Source organism: Lysinibacillus sp. GW823-FHT02G10 (assembly GCF_058797135.1).
This window is the reverse complement of record NZ_JBXAJI010000002.1, coordinates 415,492-440,830: the sequence shown is the minus strand read 5'-3', so window position 1 is coordinate 440,830 and position 25,339 is coordinate 415,492. Positions and strand designations below refer to the sequence as shown.

The following is a 25,339-nucleotide window of genomic DNA, read 5'->3' as shown; positions in this document are numbered from 1 at the left end:
GCTCATTTTTTGAGTACATCTCTTTTTTGCTGTTTCTGTAGCGAATTTAAAATAAATAGGTATGTTATTGGCAGAAAAGCAGTAATGATTACGATACCATGCCACTGAAATAATGACCAAACAGGGCTTAGTATTGTACTTCCAGAGGCCACCCCAAGGTAATAAGCGACCAAATATAGACTAGAGGCGCTTCCTTTTTGATAAAGAGCTAGCCGACTTACCAATGAGGAAGTTAATGCATGAGCAGTAAAAAAACCTAAACATGCTAGACAAAGTCCAATTACAATAATGAACAGTGACTTGCTTAATGTAAAAAGTATTCCCACAGTTAATAAACAAACACCAAATGTTCGAATGGTATGTAATCCAACTTTTCCTGCAAGTGCATTAGCAATAGGCGAACCAATAATACCTAAACCATAGGCTAAAAAAATAAAAGAAATGCTTTGTAAAGATAATAGAAAAGGAGGCGCTGTTAAGTAATAGGGAATAAATGACCAAACTCCAGTAAAGGATAATTGTAAAATAACTCCTAATCCAAAAAGCATCAATAATTGAGGGTTTTTCAAATGAAACCAAAAGCCTTGTAAATCCTGTTGAATCGTACGCTGTTGTACCGAAAAATTTTTGGATTTAGGTAGCATCCACCAGACAATTACCATAACGATGCACCCCATAATGGCTAATGAAACAAATGCCATTTTCCATGAAAAATATTCAGTGACATACCCCATCATGAGTCTACCAATTGTTCCGCCTAGTGCATTACAAGAAATATATAATGCAGTGGCAAAGCCCATTGATTGTTGATTAATTTCTTCGCTAAGATAGGCAAGTGCTGCTGCAGGTACACCTGCAATAGCAAAGCCCTGAATAAAGCGTAATAAAATAATAGTAGAAAAAGAATCAGTTAGTGGCATGAAAAAAAAAGGTATGATAGTAAAAACTATGGATAAATGAATGAACAAAACTCTTCCATAACGATCTGATAAAAAACCTAGCACGATTAATCCAAGAATTACTGATAGAGTAGTCATAGATACGGATAGACTTGCAACGGATACAGAAATATGAAATTGCTCTGTAAAGAAGGGGAGCAGGGGCTGAACAGAATACATTGCTGCAAAGACAAAAACAGAAGCCCCGCCCAAACTAATGACAATTGTCCAAAAAGAGCGATCTCTTATTGAATAACCCTTTGTATTTATGCCCATCTTAAAACCTTATTTCATTTGCTCTGGTAACCAGAGAGAAAGTTGTGGGATTAAGACAACAAGTGCTAAGAAGATAATCATTAAAATGATAAACGGTATAACGCCTTTTACCACTTCCCCAAGTTTTTCTTTTGCAATACCGCTAACCACGAAGAGATTCAATCCAACTGGTGGAGTGATCATTCCTAATTCCATATTAATCGTCATAATAATGGCAAAGTGGATTAAATTTATATCGAAGTGTGCAAGGATTGGTAATAAAATTGGTAAAGTAATTAGAATAATGGAGACGGCTTCTAAGAACATACCCATGATAAAGAACAAAATATTGACAACTATCATAAAAATCCACTTATTTAAATCACTTTCTGCAATCCATGCACCCACTTGCTGTGGTACTTGTGCATTTGTTAAATAGAGTCCAAATAACGAAGCGGCACCTATTATTAAGAAAATCATAGCGGTAATATTAATAGATTCTACTAATACTTCGCGGAAATCCTTTAGCTTCATTTCACGATAGATAAACAAGGATACAATAAGACCATAGAAAACAGCTATCACCGCTGATTCAGTTGGTGTCACAACTCCTGAATAGATTGTTCCTAAAATTAAAAAAGGTAAAAATGCTCCCCAAATGGCTTTTAAAGATTTACGCCCACGTTCTTCCCAAGAAGCTGGTTGATCTCCATTAAATCCATTGCGTTTCGCATAAACGATAGCAGCAATAATTAAAATTCCTGTTAAAGCTAATCCAGGAAGAACCCCAGCCATAAATAACTCACCAATTGATTGCTCCGAGGTGATACCATAAATAATTAGTGGAACACTCGGTGGTATTAAAATTCCTAATGTACCACCTGCTGCCACAAGTCCCATGGAATAACGTTTTTTATAGCCTGCTGAAATCATTGCAGGGATCATAATAGAGCCGATTGCTGCTGCTGTGGCAGGTGAAGAGCCTGAAATAGCGGCAAAAATAGCACATGCAACAATTGTAACAACTGCAAGACCACCTGGAAGGTGCCCAATCCATGCACGTAAAGCTTCAATTAAATATTTTGATATCCCACCGCGCGCCATTAATACGCCAGCCAGCACGAATCCTGGGATGGCCATCATAGGGAAGGAATCTAATGCAGTAAAAATGCGCTGTGGAATCATATTCATATTAAAATCTATTTGGAAGAACACTAGAATTGTCGAAAGTGCTAAGCTAATAGCAACAGGTACGCGTAGAAATAATAGCAAAAAGAAACTAAGTAAGAGGATTAGCATATTCTTCATCCTTTCCTCGTAGAATATTAACTAATCGTTCTACGAATCTTAGTAAAAATAAAATACCTGAAAGAGGTAGGACTAAATATACAATCCACATTGGAATCCCGATATCAAGTGAAACCATACCAGATGTATAGCGATTTTCCACTAAAACAAAACCATAGTACGTGTAAATTAAGCAAAAGGCGATGCTCAAGCCTGTTGCTACTAAATCTAATAGACGTTTTTTCGATGGCTTTAATTTGTCATATAGAATATCCACCTGTATATGCTGATTGTGGCGAAGAGCTAAGCCAAACCCCAAAAATGTACCCCAAATTATAGAATAGCGTGCTAATTCCTCTACCCATGCTTGTGGTTCATTAAATATGTAGCGCATAATAACCCCATAAAAAATGAGCACGACACCTGCTACGAAAAAAATTCCAGCAAGAATTTCTTCTAAGTAGCCCCATATTTTATAAACGGCCTTCATGTTGTAGCCTCCTTTATTTAAAGTTAAAAACGGATGCTTTTATTCCCACTGTAAATGTTGCTGTTTGAAGTGAGCTTCTTAGCACCCGTTTGTAAGTAAGCGATATACTAATAAAATTATTGATATTGACGATAACTCACTACTACGGGCAACTTCCTAACAAAGAATACCCAAGAAATTGTTGCGATTTCCTATTCCTTACATCAACTAATTGTTGGAATAGTAAGTTTTTTTAAGAACCATGTTTATTTTAAATCACGAATACCATTAATTAGTTCTTCTGTGATAACATCAGTAAACTCTTCATAAACTGGTTCCAGTTGTTTTTTGATGGCTTCTTTTTCAGCATCTGATAGCTCAAGGACTTCAATACCAGAGTTTTTAATGTTTTCGAATGATTTTTCGTTTTCTTCCGCAGCTAAATCCCAAGCTAACGTTGTTGCCTCATTTAATGATTCTTCAACTGCTGTCAATAGCTCTGAAGGTATTTTTTCCCAGAATGTTTTGTTTACAAAGATAGCATAGTCTAGACGACCATGTTCAGATACGGAGAAGTATTTTTGAACTTCTTGATATTTTTGAGTATCAAAGTTATTAAATGTGTTTTCTTGTCCATCTACTGTTCCTTGTTGTAAGGCAGCGTACGTTTCACCAAATGCAATGGTCGCAGAACCAGCATTCAAAGCTTTAAACTGCGATTCTAAAACTTTACCTGCTTGTGCTCTGAATTTTAGTCCTTTAAAATCGTCCACTGTCACAAGTGGATGTTTGTTATTGGAAAAGTGTTTAAAGCCATTTTCCCAGAACACGAGACCTTTAATATCGTTAGCTGCTAGTTGGTCAGATTCTAGAATCAGTTTTGCAACATCTGAATTAAAGAACTTACGAGCATGCTCTTGATTTTCAAAAAGGTATGGCATATCAACATATTGCCAACGAGGATCGATTTTTACCATTTTCGTTACAGAAGGAGCAATCATATGCACATTTCCTGATACTAAGGCATCTAATTCATCATTATCTCCATATAGTTGTGAGGATGGATAAACCTCAACGTTCACTTTACCTTCTGTTTTTTCATCCACTAGTTTTGCAAATGCCTCAGCTGCTTTACCTTTAACACTATCAATTGAAGTTACATGAGAGAATTTAATAACAAGAGGTTTTTCTTTGGTGTAGCCACCATCTCCCTCAGCTGCTGGAGCAGAAGCTGCTTCTTTTTTGTCGCCACCACAAGCCGCAAGTACTAGTAAAAGCAAAGCCATGAATGACATGAAAAGCCATTTTTTCATTCTATATCCCCCTAAAATTTATATTTATAGTTAAAAGGGCAACCTTTTAAACCCTAGTTAATGAAATTGATTTTTAGGAAGTGCCTCAATATATTTAAAACCATAATTTTCTGCATAATAGTCGTATACAGGTTTAAAGGCGTTCTCCCAATCCTCTATTTCTTCCTCCGTTAAATAATGAATTTGTATGCATTGACATGCTTCCATTTCCTGAAGTCTTTCCGTACTTAAATTCTCTGCTTGTTGCCACTCCCATTTTTGTACTTCCTCAAGAGTATCAATCAAAAGCTCCTGTACATTTTTAGGGAGGGAATTCCAAAATTCATTATTCATTAATAACAAATAGCCTAGATAACCATGATTACTAATAGTTAAGTAATCTTGAAGTGAATGTAGATTTTTGCTTGTAATATTAGTGAGCGTATTTTCTTGCCCATCAACATTGCCTTTTTGTAGTTGATGGAAGACCGTATTAAAATCAATTCGTCTAGGATAGGCACCGGCAATGGAAAATTGCTCTGCTAAAATATCACTTGGCATTATTCTCATGCGTAAACCTTGTAGATCAGTTAAGTTTTGGATGGGACGAATACTATTACTTAACTGTTTAAAGCCACTATCCCATACGCCCATCGAGATTAGATTGTGTTTATTTAATCTCTTCATTAATGATTGTCCAACTTCGCTTTCAACATATGTATGAACTTCTTGTGCATTTTTAAATGCATAAGGTAAATCCATGACAGACCATTCGGGTACAAACGTAGTAATTTTTGAAATGGCAGGGGCAATCATCTGAATATCTCCTCTTAAAAGAGCATTCATCTCCTCACCATCCTTGTACAGTACACCATTCGGGAAAACTTGAATTTCTACATGACCATTACTTCGTTCCTTAATAAGCTCTGCAAATTTAATTGCTGCCATTCCTTTAGGGGTGTTTTCACCAACAACATGTGAAAAGCGAATGACAATTTGTTCTTCATGACTTAATTGCTCATTGTCAGTTGGATAGGTCTGCTGTTGACAACCTATGAGGATGGTTAAAAAACATAAGTTTAAGAAAAGTACTTTTATAGGGTTACGCCACATGTTAATTCACTCCTAACTGTATAAGATGTGAACGCTTTCTATTGTATTTTATACGAATAAATATTCAATATTATGGTTATAATGAACATTTTGGTATTTATGGTATATAACAATTAGTTATATTGATAAATTGTTATAATACAAGATAATTGCTAGAGAAAAAAGAATCTGCTTACTTTTCTTTTATTAATGTGCATAGTAAAGCATCATAAACCTATGCATAATAAGAAAAATAGCAGATTCTATATGAGTTTTTATTTTAATAACTATTTATGCTTAACTATTTTATGGAATAATATTTCGTTGGTCGTCCAACTGTTCCATATTGTAGTTCAATGCTAACGGTTCCTTTAGTTGCTAAAAAATCTAAATATTTCCTAACTGTGACCCTTGCCATTCCAACATTTTGAGCCAGCTGCTCGGAGGTTATAGCTACTCGATATGTTGTTAAATAATCTAATATTTGTTTCATCGTTAAATTGTTTAAGCCTTTAGGTAATTCATTTGACTCTTGTTGTATACCTAGCCAACTATCAATATCCTCTTGATTGAAGGCTGTGCAATTAGTAAACAATTTAGAGCTATTTTTATATTGCTGTAAAGCTTTTTCAAAACGTTCGAAGCGAAAGGGCTTAATGAGATAATCGCTTGCACCAAATCGTAAAGCCTCTTGAACAGTCGGTGCATCTCGCGCAGCAGTTATCAGAATAATATCTGAGGGAATCCTTTCTGAACGGAGTTTTAAAAATAAATCCATACCGGTCATATCTGGTAAAAACATGTCTAGTAAAATTAAATCTGGTTTTTTCACTTTAATTTTTTCGTAAGCATCACGACCAGTGATAGATTCGCCTACAAGCTGAAAACCAATCATTTTATTTAAAAAACCTTTATTTATTTCAAGCACCATTGGATCATCTTCTACAATAAAAACTGAAAGTTTGCTCATTGTTCTTCTATCACCCCTACCTCAATAGTAATATTTGTACCGATATTGACCGTTGATTCAACTTGTATATTTCCGTTATTAGATTCTACAATTTGTTTAACAAGTGCAAGGCCAATACCATGTCCTTCCTTTTGTTTGGTAGTAAAACCATATTCGAAAATTCGTTGCGGTAAACCTATTATCCCCAAGCCACTATCCTGTACTTCTATATATAGATAATGCTTATCGCCAATTAACGTTAATCGTACATCTTTATACGTACATTCAAAGCATGCTTCCATCGCGTTATCAAGCAAATTTCCAATTATAGTTACCAAATCACCACTAGAAAAACCGCTCATAATATCGGCTAGCTTTGAATCATCATCAATGGTCAGTTCCACGCCGAGTTCTTTTGCTCGCGAGTACTTCCCAAGTAGTAAACCTTGAATCGAGTAATCAAGTATTTTATCATGTAAAATTTGTATAATTTCCTCTTCATCAGTAATTTCATCAATAATAAGACTCAGAGCTTCATCATTACGATCTAGTTGAATTAATCCTGCAATACTATGTAAACGGTTCATATATTCATGTTGTTGAGCTCGTAAGGAATCCACAAGCATTTTAATCCCTGTTAATTCTTCAGCTAACATATTTGCCTCTTTACGATCCGTTAACATTATAAGATATCCGGCATTTTGATCTAAAATTCGAATAGGGAAGGTGCGTACTAAATACATCTGGTCATGTATAAGTAGAGGTCTATATATTTCATGCTGCTGTAAAATGTCTTCCGCAAGCCATGTCCCATTAAATAATTCTTTGCGAGAAATACTCTGTTCAAAGAAATGAGTATATTGCCTTGCGAGGCGGTTAATAAATGATACATTACCTCTTTCGTCGGTTGCTAATATACCAATATCCATTGCCTGTATAATGCCAGATCGCTCTTCCACTAAGCGAGCGATTTCGTATGGCTCTAAATTAAATGTTTGACGCTTTAGGTGATTAGCCACCCAGACTGAACCACCTAATCCAATAGCTAGTCCCCAAAAAAGAGAAATCAATATATCAAATTGATATTCATCTAGTAGGTTGTACCATTTTGGGGTGAGTAACCCAACTGTAATAACACCAACTTGTTGTGTACCTTCTTCATTCATTATAGGAACGAATGCACGGATGGAATAGCCAAGCACTCCCTGAGCTTTTGATATGTATTCATGCTGTGAAAAAGCTTCTATTTCGTCTCCACCCTCAAAAACTGTGCCAAGTTTGCTCTCAGAAGGGTGAGAATAGCGGATTTTCTTCATATCAATAATCACGATATAATCAACATCAGTTGTTAAACGAATTCTCTCTGCAATGGGTTGAATAACTTCAAATCCATTCGGTTTCCCAACATTATTTTGTACATCTGTCAGTTGTGAAACGGTTCTCGCAATAGCAATGGCTCGTGCTCCAAATTCTTTCTCAAATGCACCCGAAAGGTTATGGATCATGATAGCACCACTTGTTGCTATAGAAAAAAGGACAATAATAAATGAAAAAATAAACATTTTTAGACGTAAAGATATATTTTTCATAGACATATAAAAGAGCGATAGCTATTAGCTTTCTTTTATACATTCATCACCCCAATTCTACAAAATAAGCATGTTTACCTTAAAACCTGCTAAAAATTCTTAGTTTATACTAAATTACCATAAATAACAAAGCTGTTGTAATACAAGATTTGTTGAAGAGTATTTTTTTTATTGTGTAGTATAACAAAACAAATGATAAATATGATTTATATTGTTGTAGTGGCGTACATATGCCAGAAAATTGCACTCTAATATATATATTTGAATAATAAAAAATATTTCACTTTCAATAAATAATTTGAAATATACATTGATTGTATTGTTGATTTTTTAAATAAAATAAAAAATATGGAAATAAAAGACGGGAATCAGCTTTTTATTCATACATATAAAAGTGAAAATCTTGTAGAAAATAGTTTCGAATTTCTCTTCTGTTCTTAAAAATTCTAGCGTAAATAAACTAAAGAAAACGTTCTTTCTGTAGATAAATAATAGAATTAATATTCTAATTAAGATTTTATTCATAAACAGTATGTGAATATATACACAAAAATAATTATTTAAGAATAATTAATATATAACGATAAAGTAGAGTAGAAAAATAATAAAATCTAGTATATGCGGATTTTTTAGTTTGTAAAACTTCATTTTTCTTAGAGGCTGTAAGATTTGTTTGATTTTAATTTTTAAGAAAAGAATGAAAAACTTTTTGGAGAAATAATATTTTTTAGAAAAACATCTTGCATTTGAATAATTCTAAGTGGTAAATTGTTTTACATGGACGTTCATAGAATTTTCACAGGTAGCAAAAGAGGGGAGAAATGAGAATTTATGAATAAAAATAGATGGTTAATTGCATTATCTGCAATCGCTATTCACCTTTCAATCGGTGGAGCCTATGCATACAGTGTATACAAGCTACCGATTGTCACAGAAATGGGATGGAGTGAAACAAAGGTAACGATTGCCTTTACCATTATGATGGGATTAGCTGGTTTCTCAGCTGCATTATTTGGTAGTTTAGTAGAAAAAATGGGACCACGTAAATCGGCGATGGTAGCAGCTGTCTTATTTGGAGCAGGACAAGCTGGTGCTGGTGTAGCCATTTCAATGGATTCTGTTGTTATGTATTGGTTAACATATGGTGTTCTTAGTGGATTAGGAATGGGGATTGGCTATATTGCACCTGTATCAACACTTGTAAAATGGTTCCCAGACCGTCGTGGTCTAGCAACAGGTATGGCCGTACTTGGTTTTGGATCGGGTGCACTTATTACAGCACCAGTCGCAGCCAACTTAATGGAGGCAGTTGGCATTTCTACAACATACTTTATTCTAGGGGCAAGTTACTTCACGTTAATGATTTTAGGGGCTTCATATATAGCACCACCTAAGCCAGGTTATATGCCTGCTAATATGAAAGCAGCTGCCAATAATGGTAAGGACGTAGTTAAGAAAGATTTAGCTGTTATGTCAGCACGAGAAGCTGTTAAAACAAAGCACTTCTGGATGCTTTGGTCCATGCATTTAGTTAATGTAACAGCAGGGATTATGATGATTTCTGTTGCTTCACCAATGGCACAGGAAATTGTCGGTCTATCAGTAGCAGGTGCTGCCGCAATGGTAGGAATTATGGGGTTATTTAATGGTGGTGGTCGTTTAATCTGGGCCGCTGTGTCTGATTATATCGGTCGTTCTAACGTTTTCGTTATTTTCTTTACTGCACAGCTAATCACATTTATCGTTTTACCACATACAACTAACGTAATTATTTTCCAAGCACTTATCTTCTTAGTTGTTAGTTGCTATGGTGGTGGGTTCTCAAATCTACCTGCATTTGCAAGTGATTTATTTGGCACAAAGCAACTTGGTGTGATTCATGGTTATTTATTAACAACGTGGTCATTGGGTGGAGTTTTTGGACCATTGTTAGTAAGTGCAATCAAAAATGCGTATGGAAGCTATATTCCTGTATTCTATGTATTCGCAGGTTTAATCGCAGCTTCGTTGATTATTTCCTTAACGTTACGTGCAGATGTACGTAAGCAAACAGCTTTAAAAGCAGCGCAAAATGTTGGAGATGTATCTGCTACACAATAATATGAACTTTCAATTACTATATAGGTGTCATTTCGTGGATGGCACTTATATAGTTATTTTTTTGAAGTGCTTGTTATATAACAATTGTAATTTCTTTGTTTAATGTATAACAGCACATGTCTGAAGTCAATAACATTACTGGAAATAAAGTGATTTCGTAATTAAAAGAGAAATTTTGTAACGAAATGCACGATGAGGAACAAACTATTAAAAATTGAATCTTTTCTCAAAGAACAACGTATATAAAGTAATTAGGGAGGGATCAATCATGGGGAAATTTTCTTTAGATGAATTTGTTCATAAAACACAGCAGGACGATAATGAGAATGATTATTTTGAATTGGAAACTGAACGTGTATTAGAGGTTAATCTAAACGGTGAAGTGTGGTCAAAAATGGGCGCTATGATTTCCTATACAGGTGATATTAAATTTGAACGTGAGCGCGTCTTGGAGCATGGTCTTGGCAAAATGTTTAAAAAGGCTTTAACGGGTGAAGGTACGCAATTGATGAAAGCTAGTGGAAAGGGCAGACTTTACTTAGCGGATCAAGGAAAGAAAGTAACTGTTTTTGATTTGAAAAACGACAGTATTTGTGTCAATGGCAATGATTTACTTGCCTTTGAGCCTAGCATCGAATGGGATATACGTTTGATGCGTAAAATGGCTGGCATCATGTCAGGTGGTTTATTTAATGTAACCCTTCAAGGAACAGGGAAGGTTGCGATTACAACTCATTTTGAACCACTGACATTATTAGTGAAACCAGGTGAAACAGTATATACTGATCCGCATGCTACTGTTGCATGGTCAGGCAACTTAACACCTGAATTTAAAACAGATATTAGCTTCCGTACATTTATCGGCCGAGGCAGTGGAGAATCCATCCAGATGGCGTTTTCTGGTGAGGGCTTTGTTATTATCCAACCATTTGAAGAAGTTTATATGTCTAGTGAAAGCTAAAAAAGCGTGTCCGTTGTTCCACGGACACGCTTTTTCTCCTATTATAATGCCGCATGCATTCCTGCAATACGTCCCGTTACGAGGGCTGAAGTGATGTTATAGCCGCCTGTATAGCCATGAATATCAAGAATTTCTCCACAAAAGAACAGTCCTTCTTTTTTCTTTGAGGCCATTGTTTTTGGCTCGATTTCTTTTACGGAGACACCGCCACCTGTTACAAACGCCTTATCAAGTGACTGTGTGCCACTCACTGTTAACGTGAAGTTTACTAGTAAACGTGCTAGTTGACGAATTTTCTCTTGGGATAATTCAGCGCCAGTCAATTGAACATCAATATGTGCTCGCTCACATAAGAACAAGAGCCATCGTTCAGGTGCTATGCCTTTCCAAACATTTTTCACAGCCTTTTTCGGATCTTCTTTTATTAATTTATTTAAATATTGTAGACATGTTTCTTCATTATAATGTACCAGTGTTTGAATACGCATTGTCACGGGCTCATAGCCTGTTTTCATTAATTCTTTCACAACGAATTGACTACAACGCAAAATAGCAGGACCACTTAAACCAAAATGGGTAAAGAGCATATCCATTTGATGGGTGACGAGTGTCTTGCCTTTTTTATTTAGCACGGAAACAGCAACATCACGCAATGCTAGTCCTTGTAGTTCACGTGCTTGAATAAAATCTTCTTTTGAAATAACAGGGACTTCTGTTGGGAATAAGGTAGTGATTGTATGACCCGCACGTTCAGCCCAAGGATAGCCATCACCTGTTGAGCCTGTTTGTGGAACCGCCTTGCCCCCAACGGCTACAACGACTGCTTGACTACGGACTTCGGTGCCATCAGCAAGACGTACACCCAAAATTTTATCTTCATCCATTAGAAGCTTACTGACAGCTGTGTGTAAACGAACTTCAATATGAAGACGCTGTAGCTGTCTAATCAGCGCATCAACGACATCTTGTGCGCGATTGGATACAGGGAACATTCTACCGTGGTCCTCTTCCTTTAGGGCGACACCAAGCCCTTCAAAAAATGCAATTATATCTTCATTATTATAAACGGTAAATGGACTATAGAGAAAACGGCCATTACCGGGTATATGCTTCACAATTTCTTCAACAGGCAAACGATTTGTAACATTACAGCGTCCTCCGCCAGAAATGGCCAATTTCTTGCCTAGTTTTGTGCCTTTTTCTAACAATAACACCTTCTTTTTGCGCTCTCCAGCAGCAATCGCCGCCATTAAACCAGATGGGCCACCACCAATCACGATTACATCATACATAGTTAGAAACTCACTTTCTGTTCAAATTAGGAATCTTTCCTATTATACATGAAGTCTATATAGAGAGGGACTTTCTTTGACATTGAAAATAATAGAAAAGTGTTTTATAATTCTTTATCTCTTCTTTTGGGATGAAGAGCTTATACAGTAGAATGAAACACAATATTCTTTGTTATACAATTGGATGAATGAAAGTTTTCCTTTATTAGCATTGTCAGCATGAAATGAATGTCTTTTCGTGCTATTATGGTAAAGGTTATGCACTAAATTATGAGGTGAAAAATAGAATGTGCGGATTTATAGGTTATATTAATGGAACAAATGTGATTGATCATCATCAGACGATAGAAAATATGATGAATACAATTATTCACCGCGGACCGGATAGCGGCGGTATTCATAGTGACGATAAAGTAACGTTAGGTTTCCGTCGATTAAGTATTATTGACTTATCAGACGTAGCGAATCAACCATTATATAGTGAAGACGGCAATATCGTGCTTGTATTTAATGGAGAGATTTTTAACTTCCAAGAGCTGCGTGCAGATTTAATTGAAAAAGGTCATACGTTTAAAACGCAGTCAGATAGTGAAGTCATTATTTATGGCTATGTAGAATATGGCGTAGATTTTGTGAAGAAACTGCGTGGGATGTTTGCCTTCTGTATTTGGGATAAAAAGAATGATTTACAGTTCATTGCGCGCGATGGCTTTGGAATCAAACCATTGTATTACTCTGAGCATACAACAGACGGTACGTTTATTTTTGGCTCTGAGATTAAATCATTTTTACCACACCCATCATTTATTAAAGAGTTAAATAAACAGGCACTTCGCCCCTATTTAACATTCCAGTATTCATCTATGGATGAAACATTCTTTAAAGGTGTCTTTAAATTACCACCAGCTCACTATATGCTGATACAAAATGGACAAAAGCAAATCGTGCAATATTGGGATAAAAAATTCCATGCAAAAGAAGCACCAATCGAAAAATATATTGAAGAAATTCGTTCAACTGTTAAAGAATCTGTAGAGGCTCATCAAATCAGTGATGTAAAAGTTGGTTCATTCTTATCGGGTGGTATTGACTCTAGTTATATTACGTCTTTATTACGCCCAGATAAATCCTTCTCAGTCGGGTTTGCGGACTATGAAGATATGTTCAATGAGACAAATCTTGCAAAAGATTTATCAGATACGTTGAATATTCAAAATGAACGTAGATACATTACCGCTGATGAGTGCTTTGAAGCGCTACCTAAAATTCAATGGCATATGGATGAACCACAATCCAATCCATCTTCAGTGCCACTTTACTTCCTTTCGGAGCTTGCTTCAAAAGATGTAACGGTTGTCTTATCAGGTGAAGGTGCTGATGAAATTTTTGGTGGGTATGCTTGGTATCAAAACTCAGGAAGAATGCAAAAATACGAAAAATTACCATTAGGTCTTCGTAAAACATTACGTGGAATGGCAGAAGCCCTACCGAAAAATCAATACACGAATTTCCTTATTAAAGGTGCTCAAACAGTAGAAGAGCGTTTTATTGGGGAAGCGGTAGTTTGGGATGAAGTGGATGCTATTAATGTTTTAAAGCCAGCTTATAAAAATGCGCCATCTGTAAAATCGATTACAAAACGTATTTATGATGAAGTACCTGGCGATGATGATGTGACAAAAATGCAGTATCTAGATCTAAATCTTTGGATGCCTGGTGATATTTTATTAAAGGCAGATAAAATGAGTATGGCACACTCAATTGAATTACGTGTACCATTTTTAGATAAAGAAGTAATGGAGTTAGCGAAAAATATTCCTTCAAGATACCGTGTGAATGATATCGATACAAAATATGTTCTACGTCAAGCTGCGCATCAGGAATTGCCAGAAGAATGGGCAAAGCGTCCGAAGCTTGGATTCCCAGTGCCAATTCGTCACTGGTTACGTGAAGAAAAGTATTACAGTATGGTAAAAGAAATGTTTACAACTGACTTTGCAAATGAATTTTTTGATACAAAACAATTAGTTGGCTATCTAGATGAGCACTACGAAGGGAAAGCAAATCGCGGTCGTTATATTTGGACAGTTTATGTATTCCTAGTATGGTACAAAAAGTTCTTTGTGGACATGGTATAAGAAATACCTAATCGGTGGGGATGTTCAATTCCTCACCGATTATTTTAAGGCCTTTTTTCATCAAGTTTCTTTATGAATGAACTTTTTGGTGTTTTTATGCGTCTCATTTCCTATAAATATGTTAAGATTACAGTTGGTTTACTTTATTGCTTTTAGAGTGACAGCGCTTGCATATCGTTTGTTTTAAAACGAAAAAGTTTTATAAGTATGCTTTGAAGTGTTACGATAATAATATTGATTTTACAATGAATGGATGGGTATGATGTCCAATTTAATGAAAGGTACTGCGATATTAACAATGGGGATGTTTTTATCGAAGGTACTCGGATTAATTTATATTTTTCCGTTTTATGCAATTGTTGGCGAGAAGAACATTGCGCTTTACCAATATGCATATATTCCCTATTCAATTATGCTGGCAATCGCCATTTCAGGTGCGCCAATAGCCGTCTCTAAATTTGTATCCAAATATAACGCAATGGGAGATTATCAATCGGGTCGCAAGCTGATGAAATCTGGCATTCTTATTATGATGATGACTGGCTTTGCAGCATTTATTGCCCTCTTTCTACTTGCTACGCCAATTGCAGGGCTAGTTATTAAGAGTGAGGAACAGGTCTTTACAGTTGAACAAATTGCTTCAGTAATACGATGGGTTAGTTTTGCCTTAATCGTAGTGCCATTTATGAGTCTATGGCGGGGCTTCTTCCAAGGCTACGACAAAATGGAGCCTACTGCCGTTTCACAATTGGTGGAACAAATTGTGCGAATTGTTGTGTTACTTGGTGGATCTTTCATAGTGGTGATTGTGTTTAAAGGAAAACCAGAGACAGCCATCTCCTTTGCTGTGTTTGCTGCATTTATCGGAGCAATCGGTGGATTAGGTGTTCTTTATTACTACTGGAAAAAATATCAGCCTGAATTTAATCTACTACGTAGCCAAAGTGTGACTTCCACACAGCTACCAATGTCCAATATTTATAAAGAAGTGATTACCTATTCCATCCCAATGGTGTTTGTAGGGGTGGCGAATCCATTGTTCCAATTAGTCGACATGCTTACGTTTAATGGAGCAATGACGTCCATTGGTTTAGCAGAAGTAACAGATACTTATTTATCAATGATTAACTTTATGACACATAAAGTTGTTATCATCCCTGTTATGCTAGCGACTGGATTTTCGATGGCGCTTGTACCAACAATTACAAAGTATTTTACACAGGGGGAGTATTTAGCGCTCCGCCATGCAATGGATAAGACCTATCAAATTTTAATCTTTATTACATTGCCAGCTGTGGTTGGTATTTCTTTATTAGCCAATGAAATTTATTTTATGCTTTATTCAGAAAGCGAAATGGGGGCAACCATTTTAGCGCATTATGCACCTGTTGCGATTTTATTTGCGTTATTCCAAGTCACAGCAGCCTTACTTCAAGGAATTGATTTTCAAAAGTGGATTGTTTTTAGCTTATTATCCGGAATTTTCGTAAAGCTAGCATTAAATATTCCTTTAATTCGCTGGTTAGAGGCTGATGGTGCTATAGTAGCTACAGCTATTGGCTACAGTGTTTCGATTATCATTAATATGCTTGTTTTGCGAAAAACGTTGAATTATCGATCAGAAATGGTTGTGCGTCGTGTCATGCTAATTGCTTTATTGACAATGGCGATGGCCATTAGCGTGCTGATTGTGCATAAATTATTGGAATTACTAATGGGACCAGTTGATAGTAAATTCTCAGCATTACTATTCTCAATTATTTGTGCGGGTGTTGGTGCGGCTGTTTATGGCTTTTTATCATTACGCCTAGGTTTAGCCCAAAAGCTATTAGGTGAACGATTAACCCGTATTATGAGTAAACTGGGATTGAAATAGGAGTGGAACGATGCGTTTAGATAAATTACTAGCAAATATGGGGTACGGCTCTCGTAAGGAAGTGAAGCAGCTATTAAAGCAAAAAGCTGTCACAGTAGACGGTGATTATGTCAAGGATGCAGCTTTACACGTAGACCCAGAAAAGCAAATTGTATCAGTGTTTGGAGAGCGCGTTGTTTATACAGAATTTGTTTATTTTATAATGAATAAACCGCCTGGTGTTATTTCTGCCACTGAAGATTTAAGAGATGAAACAGTCATTGATTTATTAGAGCCATTACACCAGCATTTTCAACCGTTTCCTGTTGGTCGATTAGATAAAGACACAGAAGGGTTGCTGTTATTAACAAACGATGGTCAATTAGCTCATAATTTATTGTCTCCCAAAAAGCATGTGCCAAAAGTTTATTACGCACAGATTGAAGGCGTTGTGACAGAAGAAGATGCCCAGAAATTTGCAAATGGTGTTGAGCTAGATGATGGCTATGTTACAAAGCCTGGAAAGCTTGTGATCTTAAAGTCTGCACAGCAATCTGAAATAGAGCTAACGATTCAAGAAGGCAAGTTTCATCAGGTAAAGCGAATGTTTGAGGCTGTAGGAAAACGTGTAACATATTTAAAGCGTATTTCCATGGGAAGCCTGAAATTAGATGAAAATCTAGCGTTAGGTGAATATCGTGAGCTCACTGCTGAAGAGCTAAACGGTCTACAAAACAATCATTAAACATATTATTCCTCGATGCATCACATAGCATCGGGGATTTTTATATACAGTAATATGACTGTAACTGTATAATATGAAATGAGTTATTGTGATATAGTCATAGAATGTATCATATTTTGAAATATTCCCCAAAAGACGATGGTATAAAATAAGTAGAGGACAATTAAATGAAGAACCTGCGTATTAAATTATTACTATCTCTAATAGCATTTGCAGTCATACTTGTTGCTGTTATTTCATATGTGAACCGACAAATACTGGTAACAGAGATAGAAAAGCAAGTGAGCATGAATAAAATATTAATTGAAAATCATATTTTGACAGATATGCAAACTGTCGATGATGCCCATTTTTATTTTGATAATAATATTTCAGACAAAATGGAACAGGAGCTTAGACAGCTAAAAAACTATTACCATGAAAACCCTAATGTTTCTACTTGGGATTTGCAGCAAATGAAAAAGAAACATGGTATGGATATTTACATAGTGGATCAATCAAATACAGTAGTTTACACAACTTTTGCCAAAGATATTGGCTTGAATTTCTCGCTTTGCTGTCAACGTTTTTCTGCTTTATTAGATGAACGGCGCGCTAGTGGCGAATTTTTTACAGATGGACTCGATATTTCAACATCAACAGGTGAATATCGGAAATTTGGCTATCTGGCAACACATGATAAGAAATATTTGCTCGAGTTAGGTATAGACCTACTAAATGATCCTGTCTTCCAAACCTTTAATTTTGAGAAAACTGCACAGTACTTAATAGGTAAGTATATTGATTTAGTGGATGTGCAAGCTATTAATGCAGGTGGCGTTTTCTTTAATGATTCAAGATCAAAGAGAATCACTGTACAGGAGCAATCTAAGAAATTTCAAGAATACTTCGAGCTAGCAAAGAAAACAATGGAGCCAGTTGAGTATGAAAAGGCTTTAGACAATGGTTATATAGAAACACATCGTTTTCTGCCCTATGAAGCAGAGACAGTGAGAGGGGAGTCATCCAAAAGAATTGTCTATGTGAAATTTATCAATTTCACTAAAATGGAAGCTCTCCAAAAAAATACGAAACAATTTTGGATTCTACTGTCTATTGCCCTACTAACATCCTTTATTATGCTGTTAGTTATTAATAAAATTTTATCTAAAACAATACACCTAGCTACCTTCGATCCGTTAACTGGTGTCTTTAACCGTGCTACATATATTAGGAAAATTGATAATTTATTAAGAAAAAGAAAATTGAATGTGCCAGGTTTATTGTTAATTGATTTAGATAACTTTAAACAAGTAAACGATCAATTTGGTCATGTAGAAGGAGATCATATCCTCATTGAAACAGCGAAAATTTTAAAGCATGTTGTGAAACAAAGTGGCTTTGTTGTACGCTTCGGTGGGGATGAATTTGCCATTGTTTTATACGATACAACAGAGGAACAGATGCAGCACATAGCAGAGGACATTTTGACTCAAATAAGGTCAGTTAGATATGATGGCCAAGCTAGCGAGAAATGGTCTGTGTTGTCTGTGAGCATGGGCGGAGCCATTTATAATCATGCTGAGGATACAGAAATGAGCTTATTTGAACGGGCCGATAAAGCGCTTTATCAATCCAAAAATGCTGGTAAGGATCAATATTCTAGTTTTGCAGAGGTCGCTGCTGACGAGGATTATATTAGTTAAAAAACGCCCCATTCTATCGATAGCATAATTAGCTATTTTGATAGCAATGGGGCGTTTATTAATGAGCAGCTATTTTTGTTCTATAAAAGATACAACTACATAATACAAGAACAGCGATGACTGGAAACATAGCGTTCATATAATGAGTCAAGAGCCAACCGCCTATTATTGGGCCAACAAAGCCACCTAAATTTTTAAATTGTGCAGCACCTAAATAGGTTGCCTTTTGAGTATCTGGCGCAATTTCATCAATCATGACATTCATTGTAGGGAAGGCAAAGATTTCACCTATGGTAAAAATAATCATGGCAATGATATAGAGCGTATAATTATTGGAGAATCCAAACATACATAATCCAATAGCAAAGAACAGTACACCTACTAATAATGTTGCTGTAGATGAAAAGCGCTCTGATACTATACTAATAGGTAATTGTAGTAATAACACAACTGCTGCATTGAGAGAGATTAATAACGAATAAAGTTTCGCACCTTCATCAATTTTTAATTCGATAATTTGTGGTAGCGTTGAGTCAAATTGCGAGTAACCAATATTGATTAAAATGGCACCCAATATGAAGCTAAGCAGCACACGATTTGTCAAAAGAATCGTGAATGTACTGAGTATTTTTGTTTGTGTAACCGCTTTGGGCTGCTGCATTTGATAGCGATTTAACACAAAAAATAAAAAGACTGCGTAAATAATATACATCATCCCTGTCAGCATAAAAGGGATACTTGGACTGGAGAGCTGTGAGATATACACGCCAATAATTGGACCAATAACCGCTGCAATATTAATGGCTGTATAACGTAAGGAAAATAGTCTTTTTCTTTTATCGGCAGGTGTAAAATCAATCATCAATGCCTGTGTGGAAGGTTCAAAAAATGATCGACAAAGTCCATTCAAAGCATTGAATAGGATAAAAAGCCAAACAGCATGAACTGTTGCGAAGCCAAAGAACACAAGACTCCAAACGATAATTGTTAATAGAATAACGCTTTTTCTACCAAAGCGATCTGTTAAATAACCCCCGAAAAATCCACCTACTGTGGAAATGAGCGGCGCGATACCAATTGTCAATCCAATTTGTAAGGGAGAGGCTTGAATTTCATTATGTAAATAAATTGCTAAAAAAGGCATTGCCATAAAGCTTGCAATACGTGTAAAAATTGTTCCACCTAAAATAATCCAAACTAATGGATGAAACAACTTTGACAAAGTCATATAAAATCCTCCTCTCAACATTTAGAATGTTTCGAGTTTAACGGATTGTTAAGCAACTGTAAATAGTTAAAATAATCTTGAAAGAGCACAGAGCAGATAATGGCGCGCAGATTTATGTTGCTATGCTAAGATGTGAAGCTTAGATTGAAGGGTAAAGGAGCAATGTAAATAATCGTTTTATATAGATGAATGGAAGTAAGATAAAAATCATTGCTTTGCATAGATAGATGACTAAAAAAGTGATGTAAATAATTACTTTACACAGAAAGCAAGCTGGAGAAGTCAGTAAGCAAAGTGGGAAAAAAATCTAAAAATCTTCTAACGACAAAAAAGAATGACCCCGACGAAAGGTCATTCTTTTTCCATACACAATGCTTTACGTACAAAACGTAAAACTAAGACGTTAATTTTACTTTTTTCTTCGTCGTTGTCCATCTGCCTCGACTTGGACTCGTCACCAAATCGTTAAAGGCTAACACGTTCAAATCTCTTTGAACGGTGCGAGGAGTGATACTAAACTCTTCGACTAAATCCTGTGTAGACACGGTTCCTTTGTCTAAAATAAACATGTACACGTCTTTAATACGATTAAGCATTCGATCAGTAGTTGGTTTCATTAAATGAACCACTCCTTCATCTTAATTCTCTTGGCAAAGACTAGCGGACGACAATATGTGCGGAGTGCACTTAGGCTAATAAGTAGCTGCCTTAGACATCCCCTTTTCTAATTTTATAGTCAGAACAATTATTCTGATAACTTTATTATATAGAAAAACTACTTAATTTTCTAGTGAATGCAAGAGAAATTTACAATTAATATATAAAATTTATACTGTATTTTGTGGGAATACGTGAAAAACGTGCTATATATGGTAGTGACAGTAGAAGTTACTGAAAATAGTTGTCAGAAAGCTGATTGTCATATATGTTGTAAGGTGTAGAATAATGTTAATACTTTGAAGGAGGTACATGGTATGGATTGGTTACAAGCTGCAAAAGAAAGGCAAGACGAATTAATACAAGAGTTACAGGAGCTTGTGCAAATAAATAGTGTGCTCGATGAGGATACAATAACTACTGAAGTACCTTTTGGAGATGGTCCACTTCAAGCGCTTGAATGGTTACTAGCAAAAGGTCAAAGTGAAGGCCTGCTCACGAAAAATGTTAATAATTATGCTGGACATATTGAAATGGGAACTGGTGAAGATTTACTTGGTATTTTATGTCATGTTGATGTTGTCCCAATTGGAGAAGAAGCAGATTGGACTTACCCTCCTTTCAGCGGCACAGTAGCTGATGGTAAATTATTTGCACGTGGTGCGATTGACGATAAAGGGCCTACGATTGCGGCATGGATGGCCATGAAACTTGTGAAAGATGCAGGTATTCCGTTAGAAAAAAGAGTACGAATGATTATTGGTACAGACGAAGAAACAGGATTCCGCTGTGTCGACCACTATTTTAAACAGGAGGAAATGCCGACAATTGGTTTTGCACCAGATGCGGATTTCCCGCTCATCAATGCAGAAAAAGGCATTGCAGAGCTTGTGTTCTCTCAAAATAAAGTGGGTGATGCAACGAAAGAACAACTACTACTATTTAATGCAGGAAAGCGCCCAAATATGGTACCTGATTTTGCAAAAGCAATAATTCAGCACGTAACAGCATCATTCGAACAGAATTTTCAAACATTTTTAAGTAAAAATCAGCTAGAAGGCTCTTTATTAATGGAGGAGTCTCGCTATATAATAACTATCAAAGGTAAAGCAGCCCATGCAATGGAACCAGATAAAGGTATCAATGCAGCTGTTTATCTTGCAGCATTTTTACAACAAGAGTTGACGACAGAAGCAAGTAAACAATTTGTCGACTTTATTGCAGATGTTTTTTATCAGGATCATTATGGTAGTCAGCTCGATCTGCAGTTTGAGGATACAATGTCAGGACAAACAACATTAAATCCAGGGATCGTAAGCTATGATGTCCATAAAGGCGGCAGTTTAGTAATTAGTATGCGCTATTCAGTTTCCTATCCATTCGATGAAAAAATAACAGCAGCACAACGCTTAACGGTAGAAAAAGGGTTTTCTCTAGACATACAAGACGACTCCAAGCCACATTATGTCAGCGAAGATGATCCGTTCATCCAGACATTAGCAGCTATCTATAGACGTCAAACGGGAGATACAGAAACACCTTTATTATCAACTGGTGGTGGGACGTATGCACGTGTGATGAAAAAAGGCGTGGCATTTGGCATGCTCTTCCCAGGGGAGCCAGATGTAGCGCATCGAGCGGATGAGTTTGTTGTCGTTGAAAACCTTGTAAAAGCAGCGGCAATTTATGCTGAAGCAATTGTTGAACTTGCAGGAAAAAAATAACTCAAAGACGAAAAGGATGAACAAAACATGGCATATTCATTATGGAATGATCAAATTGTTGAAGAAGGATCCATTGCAGTATCACCAGAAGATAGAGGCTATCAATTTGGTGACGGTATTTATGAAGTAATCAAAGTTTATAACGGAAATATGTTTACAGCACAAGAGCATATTGATCGTTTCTATGCAAGCGCCGAAAAAATTCGTCTTGTTATTCCTTATACAAAAGACGTTTTACACAAATTATTACATGAGCTGATTGAAAAAAATAATCTTGATACAGGGCATGTTTATTTCCAAATTACACGTGGTGCCAATTCACGTAATCACGTTTTCCCAGATGCAAGTGTTCCAGCTGTATTAACGGGTAATGTGAAAGCTGGTGAACGTGCATATGAAAACTTTGAAAAAGGGGTTAAGGCTACGTTTGTAGAGGATATTCGTTGGTTGCGCTGTGATATCAAATCTTTAAACTTACTTGGTGCAGTATTAGCAAAACAAGAGGCAGCTGAAAAGGGCTGCTACGAAGCAATTTTACATCGCGGGGATATCGTAACAGAATGTTCATCAGCAAATGTTTATGGGATTAAAGACGGTAAGCTTTATACACACCCAGCAAATAACTTCATTTTAAACGGTATTACTCGTCAAGTCATTTTAAAATGTGCAGAAGAGATTAGTTTACCTGTAGTTGAAGAACCAATGACAAAAGCTGATTTATTAACAATGGATGAAATTATTGTATCCTCTGTATCTTCAGAAGTTACTCCTGTTATTGATGTGGATGGAAACCAAATCGGTACTGGTGTGCCAGGTGAATGGACGCGTAAATTGCAACAAGCTTTTGAGGCGAAATTACCACTTTCTTTGAATACAAAATAAAAGAACCGTTTAAGAGAACTATCGATAAGGGTAGTTCTCTTTTTTATGGATGTAATGTTTGGTATCGTCATGTAAAATAAAAAGGATAGTAATGAATAATTTTACAGATTGAAATTTGTAGAATAATTGTCGATGTATTGAATACAATGCCTCTTTTCTACCAAAGCAATCTAGATAAAAAGAGAACTATAGATATGGTGAGTAAGAATGGAGTGACCTTTACATGGCACAATTGGTGAAATTACAAGATTACATTTCACGCTATCAAATTGATTTAGCGAGATACCCAACACAATTTGTGCGCTTGAAGAAAAACCAATGGGAGCGCATTAAGCGACAGTGGGAATTGGGAGAAGATATTAGCGAGTGGCAACATGTCGACAATGAGGTGGAAGCGGAGGCTTACGAGGAAAAAGAACGTTTTACCTTCATAAAAAAATGGTTTGCTGGGCGGCAAAAGGAAACAACAGATGATGTTGAAGAAGTAGAAATATCAAATGAGCTTGTCAGCGATGAGGATATAATTCCTGAAGAAGAAACGACACTCACATTTGAACCTAAAATTGTGTATGCACCACAATCCATCCATGAGTTGAAACGAATGTTTATTGATCAGTTCTTTCATTTTCAAATGAAATGGGCTAGTTCAACATTACGGGAAAAATCATATGTAGATCCTCGCTTCATGCGTGACTCATTGCTCCGTATGCTATTGCAAACATTGCCAGATAATTATCTATTGTTTTATTATCCAATACTACAAATTAGAAAAGCACCTATAGAGCTAGATGTAGTGTTAATGTCGCCGACAGAGTGTATTTGTATTACGGTCTTAGAGGCTGAAAATCAAGCTGTATATGTAGGTGGCAGCGATCGCTTCTGGATTAAAAAAGTAGGGACGAAGGATTCTAAAGTTTTGAATCCAACGATTAACTTAGGGCGGATGGAATCGGTACTGTCGCAATTATTTAAACAAGAGGATATTGATATGCCCATCCGTAAGGTTGTGCTATCTCGTAATGGGTATTTTGATTATCCTGGTTCACCATTTGGGGTACGCTTTGTTGATCGTCGAAATTACCATGAATGGATAGAGCATTTAAGAAAAGTTTCCTCTCCTATGAAGCATATGCAAATCCGAGCTGCACAGACAATTTTAAATACGGTCCAAACCACCTCCTTTAACCGAGATATATGGCAGCAAGCATCTCAGCCAACAGAGGAATGATGTATGAACGTTCTATTTATTGTCAATGAGGCCGCTGGGAATGGAAAAGGAAAAAAAGTTTGGCTCCAACTTCAAGAGCATCTAACGATTTCCTATCAAGTGGCTTTTACTGAATATGCAGGACATGGACAGGAAATCGCTCAACAATGGGCACACCAGCAACAAGAGAAGAAATTGCTTGTCGTTGTTGGTGGTGATGGCACCATTCATGAAGTAGTTAGTGGTGTTATACATAATAAACACATCATAATTGGTGTAGTTCGTGCTGGCTCTGGTAATGACTTTGCACGTTATTTTCATACCTTTTCCAATGCCCAGCAAATCGAGGATTATGTAAAGACTACCTTGGCTAATGTAAGAATGGATGCAGGGATCGTTCAGATTGATAATCAACGAAAAGAAATATTTGTTAATAATGCTGGCATAGGCTTCGATGCCTTTGTGACAAAATCAATTAACACTTCTCCTCTTAAGTTTTATCTCAATAAGATTGGACTAGGGAAACTTTCGTATGCTGTCGCTGTAATTAGAGGGTTATTTCGCTTTGAACGCTTTGACATAACGATACGTTCAGAGGGACAGGAATGGCAATTTCAGCAGACGTGGTTTGTGGCGATGAGTAATCAACCTTATTTTGGAGGCGGCATGAAAATATCACCTGCCGCAAAAGCAGATGATGGGCAAGTGGATATCACAATTGTACATGGTATTTCTCGTATCAAATTATTACTGGTATTTGTCACTGTGTTTTTTGAAAAACATACAAAATTTAAGGAAGTTACTTTTTTACAGGGGCAGGTCTTTGATCTTATCGTAGCAGATAAGGTTGACTGCCATACGGATGGTAATTATATTGGCATTGTCAATCAAGAGACCAATATCCACTGTACAATACAACAAAATGCTTGGCAGGTTATTGTTAAGGATTCATAAAAATATCATTGTGCAATAATTTCATGCGAATTATAAGGGA

Annotated in this window: 20 protein-coding genes; 10 read left to right on the top strand and 10 right to left on the bottom strand. The window is 36.2% G+C overall.

The genetic code is table 11. From position 1 onward, the window contains the following. Positions 1-2: 2 nt before the first annotated feature. From AC1RFD_RS12025 to AC1RFD_RS11995, 7 genes are all read right to left on the bottom strand, one after another. Positions 3-1,214, bottom strand: a complete 1,212-nt coding sequence (locus AC1RFD_RS12025; protein WP_288582082.1) for an MFS transporter — start codon at positions 1,212-1,214, stop codon at positions 3-5. Positions 1,215-1,223: 9 nt separating this feature from the next. Then, entirely contained in the window at positions 1,224-2,492 is a 1,269-nt protein-coding gene (locus AC1RFD_RS12020; protein WP_048391134.1) for a TRAP transporter large permease, read from the bottom strand. Further along, positions 2,473-2,970, bottom strand: a complete 498-nt coding sequence (locus tag AC1RFD_RS12015) for a TRAP transporter small permease (protein WP_048391136.1) — start codon at positions 2,968-2,970, stop codon at positions 2,473-2,475. Before AC1RFD_RS12015 ends, AC1RFD_RS12020 begins: the two co-directional genes overlap by 20 nt. 245 nt (positions 2,971-3,215) lie before the next feature. Then, positions 3,216-4,262, bottom strand: a complete 1,047-nt coding sequence (locus tag AC1RFD_RS12010; RefSeq protein WP_066038083.1) for a DctP family TRAP transporter solute-binding subunit — start codon at positions 4,260-4,262, stop codon at positions 3,216-3,218. Between the two features lie 57 nt (positions 4,263-4,319). Continuing rightward, positions 4,320-5,354: a DctP family TRAP transporter solute-binding subunit gene (locus AC1RFD_RS12005; RefSeq protein WP_066038082.1), complete on the bottom strand. Its 1,035-nt coding sequence runs from the start codon at positions 5,352-5,354 to the stop codon at positions 4,320-4,322. A 280-nt stretch (positions 5,355-5,634) separates the two neighbouring features. Further along, entirely contained in the window at positions 5,635-6,303 is a 669-nt protein-coding gene (locus AC1RFD_RS12000) for a response regulator (RefSeq protein ID WP_066038081.1), read from the bottom strand. Next, on the bottom strand, positions 6,300-7,787 hold the full coding sequence (locus AC1RFD_RS11995) for an ATP-binding protein (RefSeq protein WP_083225408.1): 1,488 nt from the start codon (positions 7,785-7,787) through the stop codon (positions 6,300-6,302). Before AC1RFD_RS11995 ends, AC1RFD_RS12000 begins: the two co-directional genes overlap by 4 nt. Positions 7,788-8,702: 915 nt before the next feature. Here AC1RFD_RS11995 and AC1RFD_RS11990 point away from each other — a divergent pair. Both AC1RFD_RS11990 and AC1RFD_RS11985 read left to right on the top strand, forming a co-directional pair. After that, a complete protein-coding gene (locus tag AC1RFD_RS11990; protein ID WP_004226054.1) occupies positions 8,703-9,971 on the top strand; it encodes an L-lactate MFS transporter in 1,269 nt (422 codons plus the stop codon). Positions 9,972-10,239: 268 nt separating this feature from the next. Further along, positions 10,240-10,932, top strand: a complete 693-nt coding sequence (locus AC1RFD_RS11985) for an AIM24 family protein (protein WP_036118779.1) — start codon at positions 10,240-10,242, stop codon at positions 10,930-10,932. Between the two features lie 41 nt (positions 10,933-10,973). Here AC1RFD_RS11985 and AC1RFD_RS11980 read toward each other — a convergent pair whose 3' ends face one another. Next, on the bottom strand, positions 10,974-12,224 hold the full coding sequence (locus AC1RFD_RS11980; protein WP_048393473.1) for a BaiN/RdsA family NAD(P)/FAD-dependent oxidoreductase: 1,251 nt from the start codon (positions 12,222-12,224) through the stop codon (positions 10,974-10,976). A gap of 287 nt (positions 12,225-12,511) precedes the next feature. Here AC1RFD_RS11980 and asnB point away from each other — a divergent pair, with 287 nt between their 5' ends. The 4 genes from asnB (at position 12,512) to AC1RFD_RS11960 (ending at position 18,647) form a co-directional block, all read left to right on the top strand. Continuing rightward, positions 12,512-14,362 carry an asparagine synthase (glutamine-hydrolyzing) gene (asnB, locus tag AC1RFD_RS11975; RefSeq protein ID WP_048393475.1) on the top strand — a complete coding sequence of 617 codons (1,851 nt, stop codon included), beginning with the start codon at positions 12,512-12,514 and terminating at the stop codon, positions 14,360-14,362. A gap of 262 nt (positions 14,363-14,624) precedes the next feature. Next, positions 14,625-16,238 carry a putative polysaccharide biosynthesis protein gene (locus tag AC1RFD_RS11970; protein WP_492474927.1) on the top strand — a complete coding sequence of 538 codons (1,614 nt, stop codon included), beginning with the start codon at positions 14,625-14,627 and terminating at the stop codon, positions 16,236-16,238. Positions 16,239-16,248: 10 nt separating this feature from the next. Then, entirely contained in the window at positions 16,249-16,962 is a 714-nt protein-coding gene (locus AC1RFD_RS11965; protein WP_492474926.1) for a pseudouridine synthase, read from the top strand. A gap of 167 nt (positions 16,963-17,129) precedes the next feature. Next, entirely contained in the window at positions 17,130-18,647 is a 1,518-nt protein-coding gene (locus AC1RFD_RS11960) for a GGDEF domain-containing protein (RefSeq protein WP_112116372.1), read from the top strand. Positions 18,648-18,705: 58 nt separating this feature from the next. Here the strand turns inward: AC1RFD_RS11960 and AC1RFD_RS11955 are convergent, their stop codons facing one another. Together AC1RFD_RS11955 and AC1RFD_RS11950 are read right to left on the bottom strand one after the other, a co-directional pair. Beyond that, on the bottom strand, positions 18,706-19,875 hold the full coding sequence (locus AC1RFD_RS11955; protein ID WP_048393481.1) for an MDR family MFS transporter: 1,170 nt from the start codon (positions 19,873-19,875) through the stop codon (positions 18,706-18,708). Positions 19,876-20,270: 395 nt separating this feature from the next. Beyond that, positions 20,271-20,492: a DeoR family transcriptional regulator gene (locus AC1RFD_RS11950; RefSeq protein WP_004226074.1), complete on the bottom strand. Its 222-nt coding sequence runs from the start codon at positions 20,490-20,492 to the stop codon at positions 20,271-20,273. 357 nt (positions 20,493-20,849) lie between these two features. Between AC1RFD_RS11950 and pepV the strand changes: the two genes are divergently transcribed. The 4 genes from pepV to AC1RFD_RS11930 all read left to right on the top strand — a co-directional run bounded on the left by pepV (position 20,850) and on the right by AC1RFD_RS11930 (position 25,299). After that, positions 20,850-22,256 (top strand): dipeptidase PepV, encoded by a 1,407-nt coding sequence (gene pepV, locus AC1RFD_RS11945; RefSeq protein WP_115674511.1) that lies wholly within the window; start codon positions 20,850-20,852, stop codon positions 22,254-22,256. Positions 22,257-22,283: 27 nt separating this feature from the next. After that, entirely contained in the window at positions 22,284-23,138 is an 855-nt protein-coding gene (gene dat / locus AC1RFD_RS11940) for a D-amino-acid transaminase (protein WP_048393484.1), read from the top strand. A 223-nt stretch (positions 23,139-23,361) separates the two neighbouring features. Then, complete coding sequence (locus tag AC1RFD_RS11935) at positions 23,362-24,366, top strand: nuclease-related domain-containing protein (RefSeq protein ID WP_048393486.1); 1,005 nt, start codon at positions 23,362-23,364, stop codon at positions 24,364-24,366. A gap of 3 nt (positions 24,367-24,369) precedes the next feature. Next, entirely contained in the window at positions 24,370-25,299 is a 930-nt protein-coding gene (locus tag AC1RFD_RS11930; protein ID WP_048393488.1) for a diacylglycerol/lipid kinase family protein, read from the top strand. Positions 25,300-25,339: the final 40 nt, after the last annotated feature.

What these genes read in the sequence shown, in the direction of transcription:
- AC1RFD_RS12025 (WP_288582082.1), bottom strand. Translation starts at nt 1,214, where the DNA reads ATGGGCATAAATACAAAGGGTTATTCAATAAGAGATCGCTCTTTTTGG.
- AC1RFD_RS12020 (WP_048391134.1), bottom strand. Translation starts at nt 2,492, where the DNA reads ATGCTAATCCTCTTACTTAGTTTCTTTTTGCTATTATTTCTACGCGTA.
- AC1RFD_RS12015 (WP_048391136.1), bottom strand. Translation starts at nt 2,970, where the DNA reads ATGAAGGCCGTTTATAAAATATGGGGCTACTTAGAAGAAATTCTTGCT.
- AC1RFD_RS12010 (WP_066038083.1), bottom strand. Translation starts at nt 4,262, where the DNA reads ATGAAAAAATGGCTTTTCATGTCATTCATGGCTTTGCTTTTACTAGTA.
- AC1RFD_RS12005 (WP_066038082.1), bottom strand. Translation starts at nt 5,354, where the DNA reads ATGTGGCGTAACCCTATAAAAGTACTTTTCTTAAACTTATGTTTTTTA.
- AC1RFD_RS12000 (WP_066038081.1), bottom strand. Translation starts at nt 6,303, where the DNA reads ATGAGCAAACTTTCAGTTTTTATTGTAGAAGATGATCCAATGGTGCTT.
- AC1RFD_RS11995 (WP_083225408.1), bottom strand. Translation starts at nt 7,787, where the DNA reads ATGATCCATAACCTTTCGGGTGCATTTGAGAAAGAATTTGGAGCACGA.
- AC1RFD_RS11990 (WP_004226054.1), top strand. Translation starts at nt 8,703, where the DNA reads ATGAATAAAAATAGATGGTTAATTGCATTATCTGCAATCGCTATTCAC.
- AC1RFD_RS11985 (WP_036118779.1), top strand. Translation starts at nt 10,240, where the DNA reads ATGGGGAAATTTTCTTTAGATGAATTTGTTCATAAAACACAGCAGGAC.
- AC1RFD_RS11980 (WP_048393473.1), bottom strand. Translation starts at nt 12,224, where the DNA reads ATGTATGATGTAATCGTGATTGGTGGTGGCCCATCTGGTTTAATGGCG.
- asnB (WP_048393475.1), top strand. Translation starts at nt 12,512, where the DNA reads ATGTGCGGATTTATAGGTTATATTAATGGAACAAATGTGATTGATCAT.
- AC1RFD_RS11970 (WP_492474927.1), top strand. Translation starts at nt 14,625, where the DNA reads ATGTCCAATTTAATGAAAGGTACTGCGATATTAACAATGGGGATGTTT.
- AC1RFD_RS11965 (WP_492474926.1), top strand. Translation starts at nt 16,249, where the DNA reads ATGCGTTTAGATAAATTACTAGCAAATATGGGGTACGGCTCTCGTAAG.
- AC1RFD_RS11960 (WP_112116372.1), top strand. Translation starts at nt 17,130, where the DNA reads ATGAAGAACCTGCGTATTAAATTATTACTATCTCTAATAGCATTTGCA.
- AC1RFD_RS11955 (WP_048393481.1), bottom strand. Translation starts at nt 19,875, where the DNA reads ATGACTTTGTCAAAGTTGTTTCATCCATTAGTTTGGATTATTTTAGGT.
- AC1RFD_RS11950 (WP_004226074.1), bottom strand. Translation starts at nt 20,492, where the DNA reads ATGAAACCAACTACTGATCGAATGCTTAATCGTATTAAAGACGTGTAC.
- pepV (WP_115674511.1), top strand. Translation starts at nt 20,850, where the DNA reads ATGGATTGGTTACAAGCTGCAAAAGAAAGGCAAGACGAATTAATACAA.
- dat (WP_048393484.1), top strand. Translation starts at nt 22,284, where the DNA reads ATGGCATATTCATTATGGAATGATCAAATTGTTGAAGAAGGATCCATT.
- AC1RFD_RS11935 (WP_048393486.1), top strand. Translation starts at nt 23,362, where the DNA reads ATGGCACAATTGGTGAAATTACAAGATTACATTTCACGCTATCAAATT.
- AC1RFD_RS11930 (WP_048393488.1), top strand. Translation starts at nt 24,370, where the DNA reads ATGAACGTTCTATTTATTGTCAATGAGGCCGCTGGGAATGGAAAAGGA.